The 24,385-nt window shown below is 69.1% G+C and carries 20 protein-coding genes and 2 tRNA genes; 19 read left to right on the forward strand and 3 right to left on the reverse strand.

Annotation, left to right across the window (positions count from 1 at the left end; genetic code table 11):
- Positions 1-153 precede the first annotated feature (153 nt).
- Positions 154-891, reverse strand: coding sequence for a GntR family transcriptional regulator (locus tag ABZ876_RS25305; RefSeq protein ID WP_361785448.1), 738 nt, complete (start codon positions 889-891; stop codon positions 154-156).
- A gap of 187 nt (positions 892-1,078) precedes the next feature.
- Here ABZ876_RS25305 and ABZ876_RS25310 point away from each other — a divergent pair, with 187 nt between their 5' ends.
- The 4 genes from ABZ876_RS25310 to ABZ876_RS25325 are packed head-to-tail and all read left to right on the forward strand — an operon-like array spanning position 1,079 to position 4,186.
- Complete coding sequence (locus ABZ876_RS25310) at positions 1,079-1,423, forward strand: hypothetical protein (RefSeq protein ID WP_361785451.1); 345 nt, start codon at positions 1,079-1,081, stop codon at positions 1,421-1,423.
- A complete protein-coding gene (gene repSA / locus ABZ876_RS25315) occupies positions 1,420-2,844 on the forward strand; it encodes a replication initiator protein RepSA (RefSeq protein WP_361785454.1) in 1,425 nt (474 codons plus the stop codon). Before ABZ876_RS25310 ends, repSA begins: the two co-directional genes overlap by 4 nt.
- 2 nt (positions 2,845-2,846) lie before the next feature.
- Positions 2,847-3,047 (forward strand): excisionase family DNA-binding protein, encoded by a 201-nt coding sequence (locus ABZ876_RS25320; RefSeq protein ID WP_361785457.1) that lies wholly within the window; start codon positions 2,847-2,849, stop codon positions 3,045-3,047.
- On the forward strand, positions 3,047-4,186 hold the full coding sequence (locus tag ABZ876_RS25325; protein ID WP_361785460.1) for a site-specific integrase: 1,140 nt from the start codon (positions 3,047-3,049) through the stop codon (positions 4,184-4,186). The genes ABZ876_RS25320 and ABZ876_RS25325 overlap by 1 nt, the downstream gene beginning before the upstream one ends.
- Positions 4,187-4,259: 73 nt before the next feature.
- Here the strand turns inward: ABZ876_RS25325 and ABZ876_RS25330 are convergent.
- A tRNA-Gly gene (locus tag ABZ876_RS25330) sits at positions 4,260-4,330 on the reverse strand.
- Between the two features lie 187 nt (positions 4,331-4,517).
- Between ABZ876_RS25330 and ABZ876_RS25335 the strand changes: the two genes are divergently transcribed.
- From ABZ876_RS25335 to clpX, 5 genes are all read left to right on the forward strand, one after another.
- Positions 4,518-4,594: transfer RNA gene (locus ABZ876_RS25335), tRNA-Pro, on the forward strand.
- A 202-nt stretch (positions 4,595-4,796) separates the two neighbouring features.
- On the forward strand, positions 4,797-6,173 hold the full coding sequence (tig, locus tag ABZ876_RS25340; RefSeq protein WP_361785462.1) for a trigger factor: 1,377 nt from the start codon (positions 4,797-4,799) through the stop codon (positions 6,171-6,173).
- Between the two features lie 439 nt (positions 6,174-6,612).
- Positions 6,613-7,224 (forward strand): ATP-dependent Clp protease proteolytic subunit, encoded by a 612-nt coding sequence (locus tag ABZ876_RS25345; protein ID WP_361785889.1) that lies wholly within the window; start codon positions 6,613-6,615, stop codon positions 7,222-7,224.
- Between the two features lie 148 nt (positions 7,225-7,372).
- Complete coding sequence (locus ABZ876_RS25350; protein ID WP_361785465.1) at positions 7,373-8,053, forward strand: ATP-dependent Clp protease proteolytic subunit; 681 nt, start codon at positions 7,373-7,375, stop codon at positions 8,051-8,053.
- A gap of 184 nt (positions 8,054-8,237) precedes the next feature.
- A complete protein-coding gene (gene clpX / locus ABZ876_RS25355) occupies positions 8,238-9,524 on the forward strand; it encodes an ATP-dependent Clp protease ATP-binding subunit ClpX (protein ID WP_361785468.1) in 1,287 nt (428 codons plus the stop codon).
- A gap of 110 nt (positions 9,525-9,634) precedes the next feature.
- Here clpX and ABZ876_RS25360 read toward each other — a convergent pair whose 3' ends face one another.
- A complete protein-coding gene (locus ABZ876_RS25360; RefSeq protein ID WP_361785471.1) occupies positions 9,635-10,675 on the reverse strand; it encodes a hypothetical protein in 1,041 nt (346 codons plus the stop codon).
- A gap of 137 nt (positions 10,676-10,812) precedes the next feature.
- On the opposite strand from ABZ876_RS25360, the gene ABZ876_RS25365 reads away from it, so the two are divergent.
- The 10 genes from ABZ876_RS25365 to ABZ876_RS25410 all read left to right on the forward strand — a co-directional run bounded on the left by ABZ876_RS25365 (position 10,813) and on the right by ABZ876_RS25410 (position 24,350).
- Positions 10,813-13,437 carry a valine--tRNA ligase gene (locus ABZ876_RS25365; protein WP_361785474.1) on the forward strand — a complete coding sequence of 875 codons (2,625 nt, stop codon included), beginning with the start codon at positions 10,813-10,815 and terminating at the stop codon, positions 13,435-13,437.
- A gap of 97 nt (positions 13,438-13,534) precedes the next feature.
- Positions 13,535-15,043: a folylpolyglutamate synthase/dihydrofolate synthase family protein gene (locus tag ABZ876_RS25370; protein WP_361785477.1), complete on the forward strand. Its 1,509-nt coding sequence runs from the start codon at positions 13,535-13,537 to the stop codon at positions 15,041-15,043.
- A gap of 7 nt (positions 15,044-15,050) precedes the next feature.
- Positions 15,051-15,410 carry a DUF4233 domain-containing protein gene (locus ABZ876_RS25375; protein ID WP_361785480.1) on the forward strand — a complete coding sequence of 120 codons (360 nt, stop codon included), beginning with the start codon at positions 15,051-15,053 and terminating at the stop codon, positions 15,408-15,410.
- 100 nt (positions 15,411-15,510) lie between these two features.
- Positions 15,511-15,924 carry a nucleoside-diphosphate kinase gene (ndk, locus tag ABZ876_RS25380; RefSeq protein WP_361785483.1) on the forward strand — a complete coding sequence of 138 codons (414 nt, stop codon included), beginning with the start codon at positions 15,511-15,513 and terminating at the stop codon, positions 15,922-15,924.
- A 361-nt stretch (positions 15,925-16,285) separates the two neighbouring features.
- Positions 16,286-17,305, forward strand: a complete 1,020-nt coding sequence (locus ABZ876_RS25385; protein ID WP_234515679.1) for a rod shape-determining protein — start codon at positions 16,286-16,288, stop codon at positions 17,303-17,305.
- A 141-nt stretch (positions 17,306-17,446) separates the two neighbouring features.
- Positions 17,447-18,409: a rod shape-determining protein MreC gene (gene mreC / locus ABZ876_RS25390; RefSeq protein ID WP_361785486.1), complete on the forward strand. Its 963-nt coding sequence runs from the start codon at positions 17,447-17,449 to the stop codon at positions 18,407-18,409.
- A gap of 24 nt (positions 18,410-18,433) precedes the next feature.
- Complete coding sequence (mreD, locus tag ABZ876_RS25395) at positions 18,434-19,102, forward strand: rod shape-determining protein MreD (protein ID WP_361785489.1); 669 nt, start codon at positions 18,434-18,436, stop codon at positions 19,100-19,102.
- A gap of 138 nt (positions 19,103-19,240) precedes the next feature.
- The gene (gene mrdA / locus ABZ876_RS25400; protein WP_361785492.1) at positions 19,241-21,493 is read left to right on the forward strand and encodes a penicillin-binding protein 2; all 2,253 of its coding nucleotides are present in this window, start codon (positions 19,241-19,243) and stop codon (positions 21,491-21,493) included.
- Positions 21,490-22,689, forward strand: coding sequence for a rod shape-determining protein RodA (gene rodA / locus ABZ876_RS25405; protein ID WP_361785495.1), 1,200 nt, complete (start codon positions 21,490-21,492; stop codon positions 22,687-22,689). Before mrdA ends, rodA begins: the two co-directional genes overlap by 4 nt.
- Positions 22,690-22,811: 122 nt before the next feature.
- Entirely contained in the window at positions 22,812-24,350 is a 1,539-nt protein-coding gene (locus ABZ876_RS25410) for a CYTH and CHAD domain-containing protein (RefSeq protein ID WP_361785498.1), read from the forward strand.
- The last annotated feature ends 35 nt before the right edge of the window (positions 24,351-24,385 follow it).

Here is a 24,385-nt window from a genome sequence, read left to right on the forward strand (position 1 = left end):
GCCGGCGGTGCCGAGCGGGGCGGAGACATGAGCGCGGGCGCCGCCGGCCGCCCGCGCCCGCCCGGAGGAGCGAAGCGACGACGGGTGCTTGATGAGGTAGAGAAACCTGTAACTGGGCCTGGGGCCCGTCAAGCACCCTGGCGCTTGGGCGGACTACTGAAGGTCGTACTCCGCTGCAAGAACACGTCCCGGCCCCATGAAGTCACGGGCGTACTCGGTGATCTGTCCGTGCTGGTCCCAGTAGTGGTTGGCCATGCTCAGTACAGGCGTGCCGGGGTCAAGGTCCAGGAGCGGCGCAACGTCCTCCGGGAGCTCCTCGATCGACACCGTGTCCCGGCGCTTGACTGCTCGGCGGCCCGTCCGGTCCTCGATCAGACCGAACGTCATCTTCGGGAGCGGGCCAGTCGAGATCAGCTCGGGTGCGGCCTCGGCCAGTTCCCCCGGAAGCCACGAAGTGGACAGGGCAACTACCCCATCCTCGTCCAGATACCGGCGTCGGCGCTGGACCACTTGGGTCCCTACCTCTACCTCTAGTGCATCCGCCACTTCGGCGCTTGCGGGCACCATCTCAGCGCTGATGATCTCCACTCGTTCGCCCGGCTTGAAGCCACTTCCAGTGGTCCGCTGCAACTGAAGCCGGTCGGGGCCGGTCGTGAGCTTGCTAGGCATACGCGCCACCGTTCCAATTCCTGGGATGGTCTCTGCGTATCCCTCTGCCCGCAGAACGGACGCGACTCGCGTAGCGGTAGCCACTGAGACGCCTTCGTCGCGCACGATCTCGCGGACCGACGGGATGCGATCTCCGGGCTGCAACTCGCCACGCTCGATCCGGCCCTTGATCTGCGCCGCGATGCGCCGATACGGCGGCAAGGCGGGCGAGTTCCCGGTCATGTGCACAGCTCCCTTCTAGAGCACTTTAGAACACCCTCTTGACGCTTCCAGGTGCTCTAAAACACTATAGAGCTGTGCCCCACGCTCCGACAGGTGTGATCCGGCACGAACTACGCCTTGCCCAGGGGCGGCGCTCAACCGCCAAGAAGAACCGCCGCCCCTGGCTCCCAGGAAGGGAAGTTCCATCATGGCTGGAACCGTTGAGATTCTGCACATCGCACGTCCGGTCGAGGATGACGAGCGGTGCTCGGACTGCGTCGGCTCGCTGGTGACCGTGGACGGTGGGGAGATGTCGGGCCTGCCGGGTGCGCTGGTGCCCTGCATCTGCGTGCCGTCCTTCCGTGGCCGGTGGGAGTGGTGCGCGGACCCGTCGGGTGTCCCGTGCGCGTGCTGGATGGCGCGCTGGCCGTTCAACGGCGGTCACACCGGCCTGGTGCCGCTGACCCCGGAGGAGTTCGACGACGAGGGTCCGCTGTACCGGCCGTGTGAGGTCCACGCGGTGGCCCGTGCCTCGCTGGCGGTGGCCGGATGACGGTGTTTCCCGTCGCCCCGGAGGCCGTGGCCGGTGCTGCGGCCTCCTTGGGCACCGATCCCCTGACGCTGGCCGATCTGCTGCGGGTCGCCAACGCCCCCGGCTTCGACCGCTGGCAGGAACAGATCCGCCGCACGGGCGGGTGCTCGAACCCGATTCACCTCGTCGGTCAGACCGTCACCCGGGATGCCAAGACCGGTGATGTCCTCTACTCGTACTCGACCGAGCAGGAGCCGGGCGGGCGGCTCCGGGTGGCCTGCGGCAACCGGCGGGCCTCTCGCTGTCCCTCGTGCGCCTGGACGTATGCCGGAGACACCTACCACTTGATCCGGGTCGGGATCACGGGCGACGACCGCAAGGACGTGCCCGCGACCGTGCGGGAGCACCCGCGCGTGTTCGCCACCCTCACCGCACCCTCGTTCGGGCCCGTCCACAACCGGCCCGACATGGGGCGCTGCCGCTGCGGTGCCCAACACGCCGAGGGTGACCCGGCGCTCGGCACGGCCCTCGACCCGGAGCGGTACGACTACGCCGGGTCGGTGCTGTGGAACAACCACGCCGGGGACCTGTGGCGGCGCTTCACTATCTATCTGCGTCGGGAGATCGCGGCGCAGGCGGGCCTGACTCAATCGGCGCTCAAGGAGGTGTGCCGGGTCTCCTTCGGCAAGGTCGCCGAGTTCCAGAAGCGCGGGGCCGTGCACTTCCATGCCGTGGTTCGGCTCGACGGTCCAGACGGCCCCGGCGCGCATCCGCCGGCATGGGCCACCATCGCTCTCCTGGACGCCTCGATCCGGGTTGCCGCCGCCCGTGTCGTGGTGCCGGTGCCTGCGGCCGGTGACTTCCCGGCCCGCGTCCTGCGCTGGGGCTCCCAGGTCGACGTGCAGGCCATCGGCGCCCTGGGCCGCGAGGAACTGACCGAACAGGCCGTCGCCTCGTACGTGGCCAAGTACGCCACCAAGGCGGCCGAGACGACCGGCACGGTCGACCGCCGGATCGGGGAGCTCTCGGAGCTGGACAAGCTCACCTTGCCCGCGCACACGCGACGGCTCATCGAGGCGTGCTGGGCGCTCGATGACGCGTACCCGGATCGACTGCTGTGGCGCTGGGCTCACATGCTTGGCTTCCGCGGGCACTTCTCCACCAAGTCGCGCCGCTACTCGACCACCCTCGGCGCGTTGCGCCAGGTGCGGGCCGACTACCGCGCCCGGCAGGAACGCCAGGAGCGCGGGTTCTCCGAAGACCTCGACGATACGGAGGGTTCCACGCTGGTGCTCGCGCACTGGACCTTCGCCGGACAGGGCCACACCCCTGGCGAATCCTGGCTGGCTGAGTCGATCGCTCGGGACATCCGGCTGAACCGTGAGATCGCTCGTGAGGTTCTGGCCGAGCTGCCGGATCTTGAGGCTGCGGGGGAGCGGTGACCATGGATCGGCTGCTCACCGTGGACCAGGTCGCCGAGCTCCTCGGCACCACAGTTCGGTTTCCTCGGCGGCTCATCGAGGAGCGGCGCATCGAGTACGTCAAGGTGGGTCGGCACGTGCGCATCCCTGAGGGTGCTGTCGCGGCGTTCATCGAGGCCAACACCGTTGCGCCGACGTCCCGGCGGCTGAGGAGCGTGGCCTGATGCCGGGCAGGAAGCGGTCGTTCGGCCGTGTGCGCAAGCTGCCGTCCGGCCGGTACCAGGCTCGCTACCTTGCTCCTGACGGCCTTGACCGCCCGGCACCGCACACCTTTCGCACCAAGCGGGAGGCGGATGACTGGCTGGCAGAGATGCAGGCCGAGGTTCGGTCGGGGGACTGGACGGACCCGGATGCGGCCGAGGTGCCCTTCGGCACGTATGCGGCGACCTGGATCACGGAGCGGGGTATCAGCCCTTCGACCGCTGACCTCTACCGGTCGTTGCTGCGGAACCACCTCGCGCCCACCTTCGGGAGCGTCGCCCTGGGCGACATCACCCCGGCCATGGTCCGGGCCTGGCGGGTGGCCCGTCTCGGTGCGGGGGCCGGCGCCTCCTCGGTGGCCAAGTCGTACGCGCTCTTGCGGGCTGTGCTGATGACCGCCGTGGAAGACCGGCTGATCCGGCGGAATCCGTGCCGGGTCAAAGGCGCGAGCCAGGCTCCGACCCCTGAGCGCCCCACGGCGACCGTGCAGGAGGTCTACGCCCTCGCGGGGGCGATGCAGCCCCGGTACCGGGCGCTCGTCCTCCTGGCGGCCTTCACGGGGCTTCGCTGGGGCGAGCTGCTCGGCTTGCGCCGCCGGGATCTCGACCTCGACGCCGGTACTGTGCGTGTCCGCCGGAACGTCGCGGAACTCCATGGCGGCAAGCACGTGCTGAAGGAGCCCAAGAGCGCTGCGGGCAAGCGCACCGTCTCCATCCCTGCGGTGATCGTCGCGGACCTGGCCAATCACCTCGCGATCTTCGCCGAAGCGGGCCCTGACGGCCGAGTGTTCATCGGGGCCAAGAAGGCCACGCCACGCCGGAACCACTTCAACAAGTTGTGGCGCAAGGCGTGCGATGAGGTCGGGATCAAGGGCCTGCACTTCCATGATCTACGACACACGGGGAACACCCTCGCTGCGGCGACGGGCGCCAGCACGCGCGAGCTGATGACCAGGATGGGGCACAGCACCGCTCGGGCCGCGCTGATCTACCAGCACGCCACGGCCGAGCGAGAGCGTCTGATCGGCCAGGCCGTGAGCGCGGTTGTCGAGCAGGCGCGCAAGCAAGATCAGAGACCGAACGGGCACGCAACGGGCACGTAGGGCCGGACGAAGGTCGGAAATGCGTCAGGGCCAGGCGGAGGATCGACCCTCTGACCTGGCCCTGAGCCATAAGAGCGGGCGACGGGAATCGAACCCGCGTAGCTAGTTTGGAAGACTAGGGCTCTACCATTGAGCTACGCCCGCAACAGGACGCGCCGCTGGTCGGTGACCGCGGCACAGGAGGCATCGTAGCGGGTCGCCCACCCCGTAGGCCAACGCGTTGATCCGCGCGGACGCCCGACGACAAACCCGACGACAAACCGACGACAAACCCGACGACAAAGCGGCCGACGCGACCTGTTCGGGCATGTACCCTACGTGTCGCACCAGACGGGGTGTGGCGCAGCTTGGTAGCGCGTCCGCTTTGGGAGCGGAAGGCCGTGGGTTCAAATCCCGCCACCCCGACCAACCGGCAGGCGCCGCCCGGCGCCGCATCGCATGATCGCCTTTTGGGGCGCCCCGTGGCTGCGGTTACTATGCAAGCTGCGCGCCCGTGTGTCTGCACTGCCACGTCTCTCAGGCAGGGGCCCGCGAATCCGCCGAAGGCACGCCCGCCAGGGCGGGGCAGCTCGGCAGAACCCCAAGAAGTCAGCCACAAGGAGACCGAACCGTGAAGAGCGCCGTGGAGACCCTGAACCCGACCCGGGTTCGGCTCACTGTTGAGGTGCCCTTCGAGGAGCTCAAGGACAGCCTCGACGCGGCGTACAAGAAGATCAACCAGCAGGTCACGGTGAAGGGCTTCCGCAAGGGCAAGATCCCGGCCCGCGTCATCGACCAGCGGTTCGGCCGCGGTGCGGTCTTGGAGGAGGCCGTCAACGACGCGCTCCCCAAGTTCTACACCGAGGCGGTCAACGAGGCGGAGCTGAACCCGCTGGGCCAGCCCGAGGTCGACATCAAGGAGCTGAAGGACAACGAGCTGCTGTCCTTCACCGCCGAGGTCGACATCCGCCCGGCCATCGAGATCCCGGACTACTCCGGCATCGAGGTCGAGGTCGACGCGGTCGAGGTGACCGACGAGGACATCGAGAAGTCGGTCCAGCAGCTGCGTGAGCGCTTCGCGTCGACCAGCCCGGTCGAGCGCGCCGCCGAGGACGGCGACGTCGTCACCGTCGACCTGGAGGCCAAGGTCGAGGGCGAGGTCCTCGAGGACGGCGTCGCCAGCGACGTCTCCTACACCATCGGCTCCGGTGAGCTGCTGGATGGCATCGACGACGCCGTGAAGGGCCTCTCGGCCGGCGAGGAGGGCACCTTCACCTCCGAGCTGAAGGGCGGTTCGGCGGCCGGCAAGGAGGCCGAGGTGACGGTCAAGGTCACCCAGGTCGCCTCCCGGGAACTGCCCGAGCTGGACGACGAGTTCGCGCAGCTCGCCTCCGAGTTCGACACGCTGGAGGAGCTGAAGGCGGACAGCCGCAAGCGCCTCCAGAACATGAAGCAGTACGACCAGGCCACCCAGGCCCAGGAGCGTGTCCTGGACAAGCTGCTCGAGCTGGTGGAGGTCCCGATCCCCGAGAAGCTCCTCGAGGACGAGATCAACACCCGTAAGCACAACCTCGAGCACCACCAGCTCGGCCAGATGGGTCTGACCCTCGACCGCTACCTGGAGATCCAGGGCAAGAGCGCCGAGGAGTTCGAGACCGAGACGCGCGAGGCCGCGATCAAGGGCATCAAGACCCAGTTCGTGCTCGACGAGCTGGTCAACAAGGAGAAGCTGAACGTCAACCAGGAGGAGCTGACCGAGCACCTCATGCGGCGCGCGGCCTCCTCCGGCATGTCCCCCGACCAGTTCGCCCAGGCGGTCGTCGAGGGCGGCCAGGTGCCGATGCTGGTCGGCGAGGTCGCCCGCGGCAAGGCCCTGGCGGTCGTCGTCGAGGCCGCCACGGTGAAGGACACCAACGGCGAGATCGTCGACCTGGACGACGAGGACGAGGACGAGGCGGAGGGCTCCGCCGAGGCCACCGAGGCCACCGAGGAGAAGCCGGAGGCGTAACCCTCTCCGGAATCACCGGCCACAGACGGGCCCCGGGACGCACAGCGCGCCCGGGGCCCGTCGCCGTCCGCACACCACGGGCCGCGCGGTGCCCCGCCGAGCAAGGGGCGCGGGGAACCGCGCGGGCGTCCACGAACGACCCCCACCGACGCGACCACCGGACCACTCGCGGCGACAATGGAACCGGGCCCGGCGCGGAGCCCGGCGACGGCGCCCCCGGCGCCGGGTCCCGCACCGTTGAGGCCCATGCGCTGACAGCGAACACCCGCGGAAGCGGGATGGCACCCGACTGCCTGCGCGTTAGGGTCCATGAATACGAGGGCAGGGGAGTCCCCGAAGCCGCCCCTCAGGGGACGCACAGGGGTCCCACGCCCCAGCAGAACACGTGAGACGGCCCCGCGCCGTCGTAAGACGAGCAGGTGGATACGTGACGAATCTGATGCCCTCCGCCGCCGGCGAGCCTTCCATCGGTGGCGGCCTCGGCGACCAGGTCTACAACCGGCTGCTCAACGAGCGGATCATCTTCCTCGGCCAGCCGGTGGACGACGACATCGCGAACAAGATCACCGCACAGCTGCTGCTCCTTGCCTCCGACCCGGACAAGGACATCTACCTGTACATCAACAGCCCTGGTGGTTCCATCACGGCCGGCATGGCGATCTACGACACCATGCAGTACATCAAGAACGACGTGGTGACGATCGCCATGGGCATGGCGGCGTCCATGGGGCAGTTCCTGCTCAGCGCGGGCACCCCGGGCAAGCGCTTCGCCCTGCCCAACGCCGAGATCCTGATCCACCAGCCCTCGGCCGGCCTCGCCGGTTCCGCGTCGGACATCAAGATCCACGCCGAACGGCTGCTGCACACCAAGAAGCGCATGGCCGAGCTCACCTCCTTCCACACCGGTCAGTCGGTCGAGCAGATCACCCGCGACTCGGACCGCGACCGCTGGTTCGACGCCGAGGAGGCCAAGGAATACGGCCTGATCGACGAGGTCATCACCACTGCTGCCGGCATGCCGGGCGGCGGAGGCACCGGGGCGGGCTCGTAAAGGGCTCGCCGGGCCTCGAGCGGCCGGCACAGACCCCTGGGCGCCCGCCCGGGTCCCCTGCCGCCGTGACGGTCCCACCGGGTCCCCTGACGGCCCCCAGCGCCCCTCCAGCCCCCAGCCACCGCCTCAGCCCCTCTCAGGAGACATCGTGAACGACTTCCCCGGCAGCGGCCTCCACGACCGCACGCGCGCCGAGTACACCGGCCCCACGGCCGAGTCCCGCTACGTCATCCCGCGCTTCGTGGAGCGCACCTCGCAGGGCATCCGCGAGTACGACCCGTACGCGAAGCTCTTCGAGGAGCGCGTGATCTTCCTGGGCGTCCAGATCGACGACGCCTCCGCCAACGACGTCATGGCGCAGCTGCTGTGCCTGGAGTCGATGGACCCCGACCGGGACATCTCGGTCTACATCAACAGCCCCGGCGGTTCCTTCACCGCGCTCACGGCCATCTACGACACGATGCAGTTCGTGAAGCCGGACATCCAGACGGTCTGCATGGGCCAGGCCGCCTCCGCCGCCGCGGTGCTGCTCGCCGCGGGCACCCCGGGCAAGCGCATGGCGCTCCCGAACGCCCGGGTGCTGATCCACCAGCCCTACAGCGAGACGGGCCGTGGTCAGGTCTCCGACCTGGAGATCGCCGCCAACGAAATCCTCCGGATGCGCTCGCAGCTCGAGGAGATGCTGGCGAAGCACTCGAACACGCCGATCGAGAAGATCCGCGAGGACATCGAGCGCGACAAGATCCTCACGGCCGAGGACGCGCTGTCGTACGGCCTGATCGACCAGATCATCTCCACCCGGAAGATGAACAACACCGCGGTCCGCTAAAGGCGTATCGCCGCCGGGCCCGTACCGTCGGGCCGCCCCTCGGCACGGTTTGAAACGGTGCACGTCAAAGTGAACCGTGCCAAGGGGGGCCCGAACGGGGGGCCCGGCAAGGTACCGTCGGACATAAGGCAGCACCAGGAGCCGCTGGACGTAAGGCGTCTCCCAGGCGAAGGGGAAGCACACCGTGGCACGCATCGGTGACGGCGGCGATCTGCTCAAGTGCTCGTTCTGCGGCAAGAGCCAGAAGCAGGTCAAGAAGCTCATCGCAGGCCCCGGTGTGTACATCTGCGACGAGTGCATCGATCTCTGTAACGAGATCATCGAGGAGGAACTCGCGGAGACGAGCGAGGTGCGCTGGGAGGAACTCCCCAAGCCCCGCGAGATCTACGAGTTCCTCGAGGGGTACGTGGTCGGCCAGGAGGCGGCCAAGAAGGCCCTGTCCGTCGCGGTGTACAACCACTACAAACGGGTCCAGGCCGGTGAGAACGGCGGTGCCCAAGGCCGGGACGACGCCATCGAGTTGGCCAAGTCGAACATCCTGCTGCTGGGCCCCACCGGCTCCGGCAAGACCCTTCTGGCCCAGACCCTGGCCCGCATGCTGAACGTGCCCTTCGCCATCGCCGACGCCACGGCGCTCACGGAGGCGGGCTATGTGGGCGAGGACGTCGAGAACATCCTCCTGAAGCTGATCCAGGCCGCCGACTACGACGTCAAGAAGGCCGAGACGGGCATCATCTACATCGACGAGATCGACAAGGTGGCCCGGAAGAGCGAGAACCCCTCCATCACACGCGACGTCTCCGGTGAGGGCGTCCAGCAGGCCCTGCTGAAGATCCTGGAGGGCACGACGGCCTCGGTGCCCCCGCAGGGCGGCCGTAAGCACCCGCACCAGGAGTTCATCCAGATCGACACGACGAACGTGCTGTTCATCGTGGGCGGCGCGTTCGCGGGCCTGGAAAAGATCATCGAGTCGCGGGCCGGCGCGAAGGGCATCGGCTTCGGCGCGACGATCCGCTCCAAGCGCGAGCTGGAGTCCAAGGACCAGTTCGAGGACGTCATGCCCGAGGACCTGGTGAAGTTCGGGATGATCCCGGAGTTCATCGGCCGTCTCCCGGTCATCACCTCGGTCCACAACCTCGACCGCAAGGCGCTCCTGCAGATCCTCGTCGAGCCGCGCAACGCGCTGGTCAAGCAGTACCAGCGCCTCTTCGAACTCGACGGTGTGGAGCTGGACTTCGAGCGCGAGGCCCTGGAGGCCATCGCGGACCAGGCCATCCTCCGCCAGACGGGCGCCCGGGGCCTGCGCGCCATCATGGAGGAGGTCCTCCAGGCGGTGATGTACGAGGTGCCGTCCCGCAAGGACGTGGCCCGCGTGGTCATCACGGCCGACGTGGTCCTGCGCAACGTGAACCCCACCCTGATCCCGAGGGACGCCCGCGGCCGGGGGGCGGGGGAGCAGAAGACGGCGTAAACGCCCGCAAGACACAGACGGTGCCCGGCACATGTGCAGTGCCGGGCACCGGCGTTCCCCGATGACCGGTGGGCGCCCCGCCGTCCGGCCCGGCGCCCCTCGGCAGCCGGCTAGGCCTTGACCCGCACGTCGTTGCGGAGCTTGGTGGTCAGATCGGCCACGTCGTCGATCGATGTGGTCCGGCCGGAGGCCAGGCTCGCGATGTCGTACGACAGCACGTAGGTCAGGGTGCTGTGGTCACCCCAGATGCAGAAGGGCATCTTGCTGGTCTTGCCCGACTGGGTGCTCTGGAGGTACTGGCACTTCATGACTCCGCTCGAGAAGCCGGACGGCTCGACCGTCTCCGGGCTGCCGACGAGCTTGGCACCGGAAGTCGAGTCCTTCTGAGCTTCCGACTTCATCTGGGCGAACATCGCGTCCACGACCTTCTCCGGGTCGTCGATCGTCCCGTACACGCCCGAGAAGATCAGGCGCTTCTGGGTGAGACCCGATCCCGAGGTGTAACCGGCGCCGACGTTCTTCGGGTTCTTCACCCCCCACGACTCGGCCTTGCTGACGTCGCTCTTCGACATGCTGCCGGGGGAGTCGCCCGCCTTCTTGTACGTGCCGCCGATGACCGCCGCCGGTGCCGTCAGCTTGTGCGGGCCGTCGTCGGCGACCGAGCCGCCCCCGCTCCCGCCGAGCACGAGGGACGCGCCCACCGCGATGGCCGCCACGACCGCCACCGCACCGATGATGAAAAGCGCCGTCTTCTTCTTGCCGCCGCCCGGCGCCGGGGGCTGCGGTACGGCGTAGGGCTGCTGGCCGTACGGGGGCTGGCCGTAGGGCTGTGCGGGCGGTTGGCCGTAGGGCTGTGCGGGCGGTTGGGCGTAGGCCTGCGCGGGCGGTTGGGCGTAGGGCTGTGCGGGCGGCTGGGCGTAGGGCTGTGCGGGCGGCTGCTGGCCGTACGGGGGCGGCTGCTGGCCGTACGGCTGTGTGGGCGGCTGCTGGCCGTAAGGGTTCTGCTGGGGCGGGGCACCCCCGGGGGCCTGCGGGGGATAGCCGTAGCCGGGCTGGGGTGCCTGCGGCGGCCGGCCGTAGGGGCCCGGCTGACCGTACGGTCCGGGCTGCTGGGGCTGCCCGCCGTACGGGCCCGGCTGGTTGTGGCTCATCTTCTGGGTTCCCCTCCGGATGCCTGTGCGTGTCCGACATCCTGGCGCAAGCGGAGGGGCCCGGGGGCGCCCGTGGGTTCACCGTTACCGAAGAATCGCGTTTCGGGACGGGGTCGTGACACCTCTAAACTGACCCCGTGACCGAGAACGCTCAGCAGCAGCCATCAGCGCCCGACACCGAACTGCCGACCCAGTACGCGCCGGCCGATGTAGAGGGGCCGCTGTACGAGCGCTGGGTAGAGCGCGGTTACTTCGAGGCGGACGAGAAGAGTGACAAGCCGCCCTACACCATCGTCATCCCGCCGCCGAACGTCACCGGCAGCCTGCACCTCGGGCACGCGTTCGAGCACACCCTCATCGACGCCCTGACCCGCCGCAAGCGCATGCAGGGCTACGAGACGCTGTGGCAGCCCGGCATGGACCACGCCGGCATCGCCACGCAGAACGTCGTGGAGCGGGAGCTCGGCAAGGAGGGAAAGTCGCGCCACGACCTCGGGCGCGAGGCCTTCGTCGAGCGCGTCTGGCAGTGGAAGGCAGAGTCCGGTGGGCAGATCTCCGGGCAGATGCGGCGCCTCGGGGACGGTGTCGCCTGGTCCCGTGAGCGCTTCACCATGGACGAGGGGCTCTCCCAGGCCGTCCAGACCATCTTCAAGCGGCTCTACGACGACGAGCTGATCTACCGCGCCGAGCGCATCATCAACTGGTGCCCGCGCTGCCTCACGGCGATCTCCGACATCGAGGTGGAGTACCAGGACGACGACGGCGAGCTCGTCTCCATGAAGTACGGGGACGGGGACGACACCATCGTCGTCGCCACGACCCGCGCCGAGACCATGCTCGGTGACACCGCGGTCGCCGTCCACCCGGGCGACGAGCGGTACAAGCACCTGGTCGGCAAGCTCATCAAGCTGCCGCTCACCGACCGTTCCATCCCCGTCGTCGCCGACGAGCACGTCGACCCCGAGTTCGGTACCGGCGCGGTCAAGGTGACCCCGGCCCACGACCCGAACGACTTCGAGATCGGCCAGCGCCACAACCTGCCCGCCATCACCGTGATGGACGAGCACGCCGTCATCACCGTTCACGGCCCCTTCCAGGGCCTGGACCGCTTCGAGGCCCGCTCCGCCATCGTCGCCGCCCTGCGCGCCGAGGGCCGGATCGTCGCCGAGAAGCGGCCCTACATCCACTCGGTCGGCCACTGCTCGCGCTGCAAGACCACCATCGAGCCGCGCCTGTCCATGCAGTGGTGGGTCAAGGTCGGCCCGCTCGCCAAGGCCGCCGGTGACGCGGTCCGCGAGGGCAAGGTCAAGATCCACCCCCAGGAGATGGAGAAGCGGTACTTCGACTGGGTCGACAACCTCCACGACTGGTGCATCTCACGGCAGTTGTGGTGGGGCCACCGGATCCCCGTCTGGTACGGGCCGAACGGCGAGGTCGTCTGCGTCGGGCCGAACGAGGAGCCCCCGAGCGGCGAGGGCTGGCACCAGGACACCGACGTCCTCGACACGTGGTTCTCCTCCGGCCTGTGGCCGTTCTCCACGCTGGGCTGGCCCGAGCGGACGGAGAGCCTCGCGAAGTTCTACCCGAACTCCGTCCTGGTCACCGGCTACGACATCCTCTTCTTCTGGGTCGCCCGGATGATGATGTTCGGCCTGTACGCGATGGACGGCACCCCGCCGTTCCACACCATCGCCCTGCACGGCATGGTCCGCGACCAGTTCGGCAAGAAGATGTCGAAGTCCTTCGGCAACGCGGTCAACCCGCTGGACTGGATGGACAAGTACGGGTCGGACGCGCTCCGGTTCACCCTGGCCCGCGGTGCCAACCCGGGTGTCGACGTCCCGATCGGCGAGGACTGGGTCCAGGGCTCCCGCAACTTCGCCAACAAGATCTGGAACGCCACACGGTTCGCGCTGATGAACGGCGCGACGGTCCAGGGCCCGCTGCCGGACGCCGCGAAGATGTCGGCCACGGACCGCTGGATCCTGTCCCGCCTCAACTCCGTGGTCGCCGAGGTCGACGCGCTCTACGAGGACTTCCAGTTCGCCAAGCTGTCCGACGCCCTCTTCCACTTCGCCTGGGACGAGGTCTTCGACTGGTACGTCGAGCTGTCCAAGACGACGTTCCAGGCGGGCGGCGAGCCGGCCGAGGTCAGCAAGCGCGTCCTCGGCGAGGTCCTCGACGTCACGCTGAAGCTGCTGCACCCGATCGTCCCGTTCGTCACGGAGACGCTGTGGACCACCCTCACGGGCGGCGAGTCGGTCGTCATCGCCGAGTGGCCCACCGACAGCGGCTTCCGTGACGCGGCCGCCGAGCGGGAGATCGAGACCCTCCAGTCGGTCATCACCGAGGTGCGCCGCTTCCGCGCCGACCAGGGCCTCCAGCCCGGCCAGCGCGTCCCGGCCCGACTCACCCTGGACGGCACGGCCCTGGCTCCGCACGAGGCCGCCATCCGCCAGCTCCTGCGCCTTCAGCCGGAGGGCGGCACCTTCACGGCCACGGCGACCCTGCCGGTCGCCGGCGCCACGGTCGCGCTGGACCTGTCCGGCACGATCGACGTGGCGGCGGAGCGCAAGCGGCTCGCCAAGGACCTCGCGGCGGCGGAGAAGGAGAAGTCCCAGGCCACCGCCAAGCTCGGCAACGAGGCGTTCCTGGCGAAGGCCCCGGACCACGTCGTGGACAAGATCCGCACCCGGCTCGCCAAGGCGGAGGACGACATCGCACGGATCCAGGCCCAGCTGGACCGGCTCCCCGCCGCCTAGCCGCCCGACGGCAACCGAAGGCCCCCGGCACTGGAACTCAAGCTCACGGCCCGGGGGCCTTCGCCGGTTCGTCACCCGTCCTCCGTAGACTGGGCTCGTGAGTGACCTGCCCCAGCGCGACCCCAATGAGAGCGATCCCTTCGAAGAGATCGTCGCGGCCGAGACGGACCGGGACCCCGATCTCGCGGTGATCGAGGCCGGCAGCCGTACCCTCCGCACCCACGGCGGCCCGGCGCAGGACGACGCCCCTGCGCGCCCGGCCGACCCCGCGGTCGACCAGGCCCTGCGCGAGGTCGAGACGGAGCTGGCCACCCGCTGGGGCGAGACCAAACTGGAGCCGTCCGTCGCCCGGATCTCGGCCCTCATGGACGTCCTGGGGGAGCCGCAGCGCTCGTACCCGTCCATCCACATCACCGGCACCAACGGCAAGACCTCCACCGCCCGCATGATCGAGGCACTACTCGGCGCCTTCGAACTGCGCACCGGCCGGTACACCAGCCCGCACGTCCAGTCGGTCACCGAGCGGATCAGCCTCGACGGCACCCCCGTCTCCGCCGAGCGGTTCATCGAGACGTACCGCGACATCAAGCCGTACATCGAGATGGTCGACTCCTCGCAGGAGTACCGGCTGTCCTTCTTCGAGGTCCTCACCGGCATGGCGTACGCGGCGTTCGCGGACGCGCCCGTCGACGTCGCGGTCGTCGAGGTCGGCATGGGCGGCAGCTGGGACGCCACCAACGTCATCGACGCGGACGTCGCCGTCATCACCCCCATCGACCTGGATCACACCGACCGGCTCGGCGGTACGCCCGCGGAGATCGCCCGGGAGAAGGCCGGCATCGTCAAGCAGGGGTCCACCGTCGTCCTGGCCCAGCAACCGGTCGACGCGGCCCAGGTGCTGCTGAAGAAGGCCGTGGAGGTCGACGCGACCGTGGCCCGCGAGGGGCTGGAGTTCGGGGTCGTCTCCCGGCAGGTGGCGGTCGGCGGCCAGCTCCTCACGCTGCGCGGCCTCGGCGGCGAGTACGACGAGGTGTACCTGCCGCTGCACGGTGCCTACCAGGCCCACAACGCCGCCGTGGCGCTCGCCGCCGTCGAGGCGTTCTTCGGCGTGGGCTCGCAGCGCCCCGAGCCGCTGGACGCCGACACCGTCCGCAAGGCGTTCGCGTCGGTGTCGTCCCCGGGCCGTCTGGAGGTCGTACGCCACTCCCCGACCGTCGTCCTGGACGCCGCCCACAATCCGGCGGGCGGCCGCGCCACCGCCGAGGCGGTGAGCGAGGCGTTCGACTTCAGCCGGCTGATCGGGGTCGTCGGCGCGAGCGCCGACAAGAACGTCCGGGGCCTGCTGGAGGCGTTCGAGCCGATCTTCGCCGAGGTCGTCGTCACCCAGAACTCCAGCCATCGGGCGATGGACGCCGACGAGCTGGCCGCGATCGCGGTGGAGATCTTCGGCGAGGAGCGCGTCCAGGTCGAGCCGCGGCTGCCCGACGCGCTCGAGGCCGCGATCACCCTCGCCGAGGAGGAGGGGGAGTACGCGGGCGCCGGGGTGCTCGTCACCGGCTCCGTCATCACCGTCGGCGAGGCCCGACTGCTCCTGGGGAAGGGCTGACTCTGTCGTGCGTACGCTCTGTGCTTCGACCCTGATCGGCGAGTTCTTCGTCATCGGCTTCGCGGGTCTGGTCGCCATGAAGGACCCGAACCTGTCCACGACCACGGTCTGGACGCTCAGCGGCATCGCGATGGCGCTGAGCATCCTGCTGTGCGGCCTGATCACCCGCCCCGGCGGGGTCCAGATGGGCTGGGCCCTCCAGATCGCGCTGATCGCCTCCGGGTTCATCGTGCCGGCCATGTACTTCATGGGCGCGATCTTCGCGGCGCTGTGGTGGGCGTCGGTGCACTACGGAAGAAAGATCGACGAGGCCAAGGCCCGCTTCGCGGCGCTTCAGGACAACGAGAGCAGCCCGGCGGCCCCGTAGCTCCTCGGGGCCCGGGGGCCGCCCTGACGCTGCGTAACGGTCACTCAAAACCGCCCTGTACCCTCTACGCACCGCACCACCTTGATGAAGGAGCCCTCTCGTGACCTCGCGCACCCTCGTCCTCCTCAAGCCCGACGCCGTCCGTCGCGGGTTGATCGGCGAGATCATCAGCCGCATCGAGCGCAAGGCCGGCTGGACCATCAGCGCGCTGGAGATGCGCACCCTGGACCAGGACACGCTGGAGCAGCACTACGGCGAGCACAAGGGCAAGCCCTTCTACGAGCCGCTGGTGGACTTCATGGCCTCCGGTCCGGTCGTCGCGCTCGTCGTCGAGGGTGAGCGGGTCATCGAGGGCCTGCGCGCGCTCGCCGGGCCGACCGACCCGATCGCCGCCGCGCCCGGTTCCATCCGCGGCGACTACGGTGTGATCGTCCGCGAGAACCTGGTGCACGCCTCCGACTCGGAGGAGTCCGCCGAGCGCGAGCTGAAGATCTTTTTCCCGGGCCGGTTCTGAGTGTCCGGACGTCTCCCGGCGTCCGGATGATGAACTCTTGATCTCGCCATGTGAACAATTCCTGAGGGTTTTCCACGTCACTCGGACGCGTGACCAAGGGCGGCCGTGAAAACCGGTCGTACAAACCCGGCCGCTCCTTGGCATATGCGTGCCGTTCGGGGGAACGGCTACCCCCGAACGCCCGTCTCCAGGAGCGAGGCGACGCGTCATCTGCTGACAATGGCGAAGACCCTCGCGCAGTGTTTCGTGCGGGCGAGACTACGATGTAAGCCTTCACGTCACAGCACCCACTTCGCCGCCCCAACAAAAGCCGTCACGCGCTCAACTTGGGAAGGCCAGACGAATCCTGATGGGGAACTCAATGTCGTTCATCGGCCGTGACATGGCTGTCGACCTCGGGACCGCCAACACGCTGGTGTACGTCAGGGGCCGCGGGATCGTGCTCAACGAGCCGTCGGTCGTCGCGATCAACACCAACACCGGCGGCATCCTCGCGGTCGGTGCGGAAGCCAAGAAGATGATCGGCCGGACGCCGGGCAACATCGTCGCCGTGCGCCCGCTCAAGGACGGCGTCATCGCCGACTTCGAGATCACCGAGCGGATGCTCCGCTACTTCATCCTGAAGATCCACAAGCGGCGGTATCTGGCGCGCCCGCGAGTGGTCGTCTGTGTGCCGTCGGGCATCACGGGCGTCGAGCGCCGCGCCGTCATCGAGGCGTCCTCCCAGGCCGGGGCCCGCCAGGTGCACATCATCGAGGAGCCGATGGCGGCCGCCATCGGCTCGGGCCTGCCGGTCCACGAGGCCACGGGCAACATGGTGGTGGACATCGGCGGCGGCACCACGGAGGTCGCGGTCATCTCGCTCGGCGGCATCGTCACCGCCCAGTCCATCCGCGTCGCCGGTGACGAACTGGACAATGCGATCATCCAGTACGTCAAGAAGGAGTACTCCCTCCTCCTCGGTGAGCGGACGGCCGAGCAGATCAAGATCACGATCGGTTCCGCGTACGACCTCGACGCCGACGAGCACACCGAGATCCGCGGCCGGGACCTGGTCTCCGGGCTGCCCAAGACCGTGGTCATCTCCGCGGCCGAGGTCCGCAAGGCCATCGAGGAACCGGTCAACGCCATCGTGGACGCGGTCAAGACGACCCTCGACAAGTGCCCGCCGGAGCTGTCCGGTGACGTCATGGACCGGGGCATCGTCCTCACCGGCGGCGGCGCCCTGCTGCGCGGGCTCGACGAGCGGCTGCGCCGGGAGACCGGCATGCCGATCCATATCGCCGAGGACCCGCTGGACAGCGTGGCGCTCGGCTCGGGCAAGTGTGTCGAGGAATTCGAGGCGCTCCAGCAGGTGCTGGACGCCCAGCCCCGCAGATGAGGCGACGCGCCGAATCCGCCGTACGAGACGATCTCCTCTCGTGCGGCGGATCGTTGATATAGAGGCATAAGCCCCTATAACCACCCATAATCACCCGGGTTTCCGCTACGAATTCCGACGAGGAAGGCACGGCCGCCGCACGTGAGGGACACACGAGAGAGCCGGCTGCTCTTGGTGCTGCTGATCGCCATCGCGTTCGCGCTGATCACGGTGGATATCCGCGGCGGCCAGGACTCACCGGTCGAAGGTGCCCGCCAAGCCGCCGCCACGGTCTTCGGCCCGATCGAGAACGGGATGTCGTCCGCCGTCGACCCCGTCGGCAACGCGGTCGCGGCCGTACGCGACTCCGGCAGGCGGCATGATCGCATCGCCCAACTGGAGCGCTCGAACGCCACGTTGAAGGCCAAACTGGGCAGCGACGACCGCAACCGCAGCCGGCTCAAGCAGCTCGACAACATGATCCGGGTGGCGGGCGAGGGACAGTACGGGATCAAAGGTGCCGAAGTCATCGCGATAGGAGCGGCCCAGGGCTTCTCCTGGACGGTCACCATCGACGTGGGCGCGAAGGACGGCATCAAGCGCGACATGACCGTCCTCAACGGCGACGGACTGGTCGGCCGCGTCACCACCGTCGGCCCGCACATCTCCACCGTGCTGCTGGCCAACGACCCCGACTTCACGGTGGGCACCCGTATGGAGGGCAGTGACGAACTCGGGTTCGCCGCCGGGCAGGGCGACCGCCCGCTGCGTGTGCAGCTCCTCAACGGCAAGGCCGACGTGAAGAAGGGCGACCGCCTCGTCACCTTCGGCTCCGAGGCCGACAAGCCGTTCGTGCCCGGTGTCCCGGTCGGCGTGGTCTCCCGCGTCGACCCGTCCGGCGGCGGTCTGACCCGCACCGTCTACGTGAAGCCGTTCGTGTCCTTCAGCAGCCTCGACATCGTGGGTGTGGTCGTCCAGGCCCCGAAGAAGGACCCGCGCGACACCGTCCTTCCCCCCAAACCCCAGCCGACGCCCACCCCGACCGTGACCGTCACCGTCACGCCCTCGGCGTTCGCCGGGGGCCAGGCCTCCGAGGACGACCTGGCGTCCGACGACGACGAGTAGCAGACGCCCTAGGAGCCGAACCAGATGCGCCTCAACCGGATGCTGCTTTCCACCGTTCTGGTGGTCGTCGCCCTGGTGATCCAGGTGAGCGTCCTCGCCCGCCTCCACCTGCCCGGTGCCGTCCCGGACCTGGTGCTCCTGACCGTCGTCGGCCTCGCCCTGGTCTACGGCCACGTCAGCGGATGTCTCATCGGCTTCGGTGCCGGTCTGCTCTCCGACCTCGCCCCGCCCGCCGACCACGCCGCCGGCCGCTACGCCCTCGTCCTGTGCGTCATCGGCTACCTCGCCGGACTCGCCCGTCCCGAGAACGGCCGCCTGAAGTCCGCCAGCGGCCCGATGGCCGTGGTGGCCGTCGCCGCGATCGGCTCCACCCTGCTGTACGCGGGCGTGGGCGCCCTCGTCGGCGACACCGCCGCCCGCCATGTCGGCCTCACCAGCCTGCTGGTCACGGCCGCCGTGTACGACCTGCTGCTCGCGCCCTTCGTGGTGCCCGGGATCATGGGGCTGGCCCGCCGGATCGGCAACGACCCGCTCGCCGAGACCAGCTCCGCCAAAGCCGCCGACGTCTCGCCCGGCTGGCTCTCCGCGGGTACCGGACTGCGCATCGGCAGCCAGCGCGGGGTGCTGCGGGTCAAGGCGGCCAGGGCCCGGATGGCCCGGGCGGGACGTATCAAGGGGGTCAAGCGGCTGTGACCTCCACGGAGTTGGCCGTCCGGTCGCACAGGCCGGCCGTGTACTCGTACAACATCTACCTGCAGGCAAAGGGGACGGCGGCAGTGACCCACACCCACCCGTCTCCCGTGACCACCCTCGACAAAGCGGGCTCCGCCGATGACTAACATCCCCGAGACCGGACGGACGCCCCGCGTCCAGATCCGGCTGGTCGTCATCCAGATCCTCGTCCTCTCCCTCCTCGGCACCCTCGGCGCCCGCCTCTGGTACCTCCAGATCCGCAACGGCACCGAATACGCCAAGGAGGCCTCCGGCAACCACGTCCAGCAGGTGGTCCAGCCCGCCGTGCGCGGCGAGATCCTGGACGCACGGGGCGTCCCGATCGCCGACAACGAGACCCGGCTGGTGGTCTCCGCCTCCCGCACCGACCTGCTGAAGATGAAGGACGACGGCAAGGCGGTTCTCACCAAGCTGGCCGGCGTCCTGGGCATGAAGCCGCAGGACGTCATGGGCAAGGTCCGCCTGTGCGACGCCAAGACGCCGCAGCCCTGCTGGAACGGCTCCCCGTACCAGCCGATCCCCATCACCGACGAGGCCACCCCCCGCCAGGCCCTCCAGATCCGCGAGCGCTCCGAGGACTTCCCCGGCATCACCGCCGAACCCGAGGCCGTGCGCCGCTACCCGGCCCCCGGCGAGGCCAACACCGCCCAGGTCCTCGGCTATCTCTCGCCCGTCACCGACGACGAGATCCAGAAGGCCAAGGACACCGACTCGCCCTATCTGCGTTCCGACATGGTCGGCCGCTCCGGAATCGAGCGCCAGTACGACAAGGTGCTGCGCGGCAAGGCCGGCGTCACCCGCTACGAGGTCGACAACCTCGGCCGTGTCCTCGGCAAGGCCAAGAGCGACGCCGCCGAGCCCGGCTCCAACCTGGTCACCAGCATCGACGCGCGCGTCCAGCGGGTCGCCGAGTACGAGCTGGACACGGCGATGAAGACCGCCCGCAACCAGTTCGACAAGATCACCGGCGAGAAGTACAAGGCGGACTCCGGCGCCGTCGTCGTGATGGAGGCCAAGACCGGCCGGATCGTCGCCATGGCGTCCGCCCCGGCCTACGACCCCAATGTCTGGGTGGGCGGCATCTCCGCCAAGGACTACCAGCAGCTCACCGGCAAGGACTCCAACTACCCGCTGCTCAACCGGGCCATCCAGGGCCAGTCGGCGCCCGGCTCCACCTTCAAGGTGGTCTCCACCGCCGCCGCGATCCAGGCCGGCTACGACTTCGACGGCCACTACCCGTGCACCAGCTCGTACTCGGTCGGCGGACAGGTCTTCAAGAACTTCGAGGGAGAGAACTTCGGCCCGATCTCGCTCGGCCGCGCCCTCGAGGTCTCCTGCGACACCGTCTTCTACGGTCTCGCGGACAACGAGTGGAAGAAGGACGGCGGCATCAACCCCAAGAAGGGGCAGCCCAAGGACTGGTTCTTCAAGACCGCTCACCAGTTCGGCCTCGGCAAGCCCACCGGCATCGACCTGCCCAACGAGGTCTCCGGCCGCGTCCCCGACCGCCAGTGGAAGCAGGACTACTGGAAGGCCAACAAGGACGCCTGGTGCAAGACCGGCAAGAAGGACGGCGACTACGTCGAGAAGATCGCGTACGAGAACTGCCTCGAGGGCAACAAGATGCGCGAGGGTGACGAGATCAACTACTCCATCGGCCAGGGCGACACGCTCCTGACGCCGATACAGGAGGCCGTCATCTACGGGGCGATCTCCAACGGCGGCACGCTGTGGAACCCGACCATCGGCAAGGCGATCATCAGCCCCGACGGCAAGAACGTCACCGAGATCAAGCCCAAGTCGCACGGCAGGCTGCCGATCGACGGCAGGACCCGGGACGTCATGAACGAGGCGCTCGCGGGCGTCGTGACCCGCGGTACCGCCGCCTGGAAGTTCGGCGGCTGGCCGCAGGACAAGATCCCGCTGCACGCCAAGACCGGTACCGCCGAGGTCTACGGCAAGCAGACCACCTCATGGCTGGCCACGTACTCCAATGACTACGCCGTCGTCATGACCATCTCCCAGGCCGGTACCGGATCCGGCGCCTCCGGTGAGGCCGTGCACCACATCTACGACGCCCTCTACGGCGTCCAGAAGGACGGCTCGATCGACAAGGGCAAGGCGCTGCTCCCCACCCCGCAGCAGGGTCTGCCCAAGATCCGCCCCGACGGCTCGATCGAGGCCCAGAAGATCGAGAAGTACGACCCCAACGCCGACCAGGCGACCGACCAGGACCAGCGGGGAACCCCCACCGACCACCCGTCGGCCACCGTGCCCTCGCCCACCGCGAGCAACCGCCGCACCACCAGGCGCTCGGCCCGCCCGAAGAAGAGGCGGAGGATCCTCACATGACCGGAGCGAACAACTTCTCCGTCTCCGGGTACGGCCCCGACCGGGCCGGCTGGACACGGATCTTCGCCCGCGACGGCCTGGCCCGCCGGCTCGACTGGCCGATACTGCTGTCGGCCACGGCCCTGTCCCTGATCGGCACCGCCCTGGTCTACTCGGCGACCCGCAACCGCACCGAGATCAACCAGGGCGACCCGTACTACTTCCTGATCCGCCACCTGATGAACACCGGCATCGGGCTCGCCCTGATGATCGGCACGATCTGGCTCGGTCACCGCACCCTGCGCACGGCCGTGCCGATCCTGTACGGCATCTCGGTCTTCCTGATCCTGCTGGTGCTCACCCCGCTCGGCGCGACGGTCAACGGCGCGCACGCCTGGATCGTCTTCGGCGGCGGCTTCTCCCTCCAGCCCTCCGAGTTCGTGAAGATCACGATCATCCTGGGCATGGCCATGCTGCTCGCCGCCCGGGTCGACGCGGGCGACAAGCCGCACCCCGACCACCGGACCGTGGCCCAGGCCCTGGGGCTGGCCGCCGTCCCGATGCTGATCGTGATGCTGATGCCCGACCTCGGCTCGGTCATGGTCATGGTCATCATCGTGCTCGGCGTGCTGCTGGCCTCCGGCGCCTCCAACCGCTGGGTCTTCGGTCTGCTCGGCGCGGGCGCCATGGGCGCGCTCGCCATATGGCAGCTGCACATCCTGGACGAGTACCAGATCAACCGCTTCGCCGCGTTCGCCAACCCCAGCCTCGATCCCGCGGGCGTCGGCTACAACACCAACCAGGCTCGTATCGCGATCGGCTCCGGCGGACTCACCGGCGCGGGACTCTTCCACGGCTCGCAGACCACCGGCCAGTTCGTCCCCGAACAGCAGACCGACTTCGTCTTCACGGTCGCGGGTGAGGAGCTGGGTTTCGTCGGCGCCGGTCTGATCATCGTGTTGCTCGGCGTCGTCATGTGGCGGGCCTGCCGGATCGCCCGGGAGACGACCGAGCTGTACGGCACGATCGTCGCCGCGGGCATCATCGCCTGGTTCGCCTTCCAGTCCTTCGAGAACATCGGCATGACCCTCGGCATCATGCCGGTCGCGGGACTGCCCCTGCCGTTCGTGTCGTACGGCGGCTCCTCCATGTTCGCCGTATGGCTGGCGGTGGGACTGTTGCAGTCGATCCGGGTGCAGCGGCCGATGTCCGCGTAGACGCCGGAGGGGGGAAGAGCCCCGTGCCGGCTGAAGGACCTGGGCGTTCGACGGAGGGGCGCATTCCAGACGAGCGCCGGCGGACTCTGCCCTCCCGGCCCGATTGCCACTAGATTCGGTCCATGGCGGACACGAAACGCGAAATCGAGCGTAAGTACGAGGTCGCGACCGGGGGCGAACTGCCCGACCTGACCGCCGTCGGCGGCGTCTCGACCGTCGTCGACAAGGGCATCGCCGAACTGGACGCCACCTACTACGACACGGCCGACGCACGACTGGCCGACGCCTCCCTGACCCTGCGCCGCCGCACCGGCGGCGGTGACGCCGGCTGGCACCTCAAACTGCCCGTCGCCGACGGCGTGCGCGACGAGGTCCGCGCCCCGCTCTCCGACACGGTCCCCCCGTACCTGTCGGGCCTCGTCCGCTCCCGTGTCCGCGACGCCGAACTCGTCCCCGTCTTCCGGCTCCGCTCCTCCCGCGACGTCCGCCACCTCGTCGACGCCCACGGCACCCTGCTCGCCGAGGTCAGCCTCGACCGGGTGCACGCCGAGCGGCTCAGCGGCGGCACGGGCACCGCCGACTGGACCGAGATCGAAGTCGAACTCGCGGACGGCCAAGACCCCGCCTTCCTCGACAAGGTCGACAAGAAGCTCCGCAAGGCGGGCGTGAGCCGCTCCTCGGCGCCGTCCAAACTGGCAAGGGCACTGCAGGAGACCGGCGGCCGCCCCGAGCCCACCGCGACCGGCAAACGACAGCCGCCGCCCGCCCCGGCCGGTCCCGGACAGCCACCGGCCACCGCCGGCGACCACGTCCTCGCCTACGTCCGCGCCCAGCGCGACGCCATCGTCGCCCTCGACCCCGCGGTGCGCCGGGACGTCTACGACTCCGTGCACTCCATGCGCGTCGCCACCCGCCGGCTGCGCAGCACCTTCCGCTCGTTCGGCAAGGTCCTCGACCGCCGGGTCACCGACCCGATGGCCGACGAGCTGAAGTGGCTGGCCGGCGAGCTGGGCGTCGACCGCGACCGGGAGGTCCTCACCGAGCACCTGACGACCGCCATGTCCGAACTGCCCCGCTCCCTGATCTCAGGCCCAGTTCGGAACCGCCTGCGCACCTGGTCCGACGCCCGGCACGACGGCTCCCGGCGCCGTCTGATCAGCGTCCTGGACGGCGAGCGCTATCTGAGCCTGCTGAACGCGCTCGACACCCTGATCGCCGGCCCGCCCCTGCTGAAAGCCGCCGCCGAGGACCCGGCGAAGGTGATCGCCAAGGCCGTACGCAAGGACTTCCACAAGGTCGCCGACCTGGTCGGCCGGGCCCTCGACCTGCCCCCGGGCCGCGACCGCGACATCGCGATCCACGAGGCACGCAAGAAGGCCAAGCGCACCCGGTACGCGGCCGAGACCGCCGCAAGCGCGCTGGGCAAGCCCGCCGAGGCCCTGGTCGGATCGATGAAGTCGCTCCAGACCCTGCTCGGCGACCACCAGGACAGCGTGATGGCCCGCGAGGCCCTGCTGGAACTCTCGGCCCGGGCACACGCGGCGGGGGAGAGCACCTTCACCTACGGCGTTCTGTACGGGCGGGAGGAACGGCGAGCGGCGGCAGCGGAGGCGGCGCTGCCGCAGCTGTGGCAGACGGTGAGAGCCGAGATGGCCATCTGATACGGGCGGCCGAGGATCGGACGGCAGGAGGGGCT

The sequence above is a fragment of the Streptomyces sp. NPDC046931 genome (assembly GCF_040644655.1).
Taxonomy (GTDB): Bacteria; Actinomycetota; Actinomycetes; order Streptomycetales; family Streptomycetaceae; genus Streptomyces.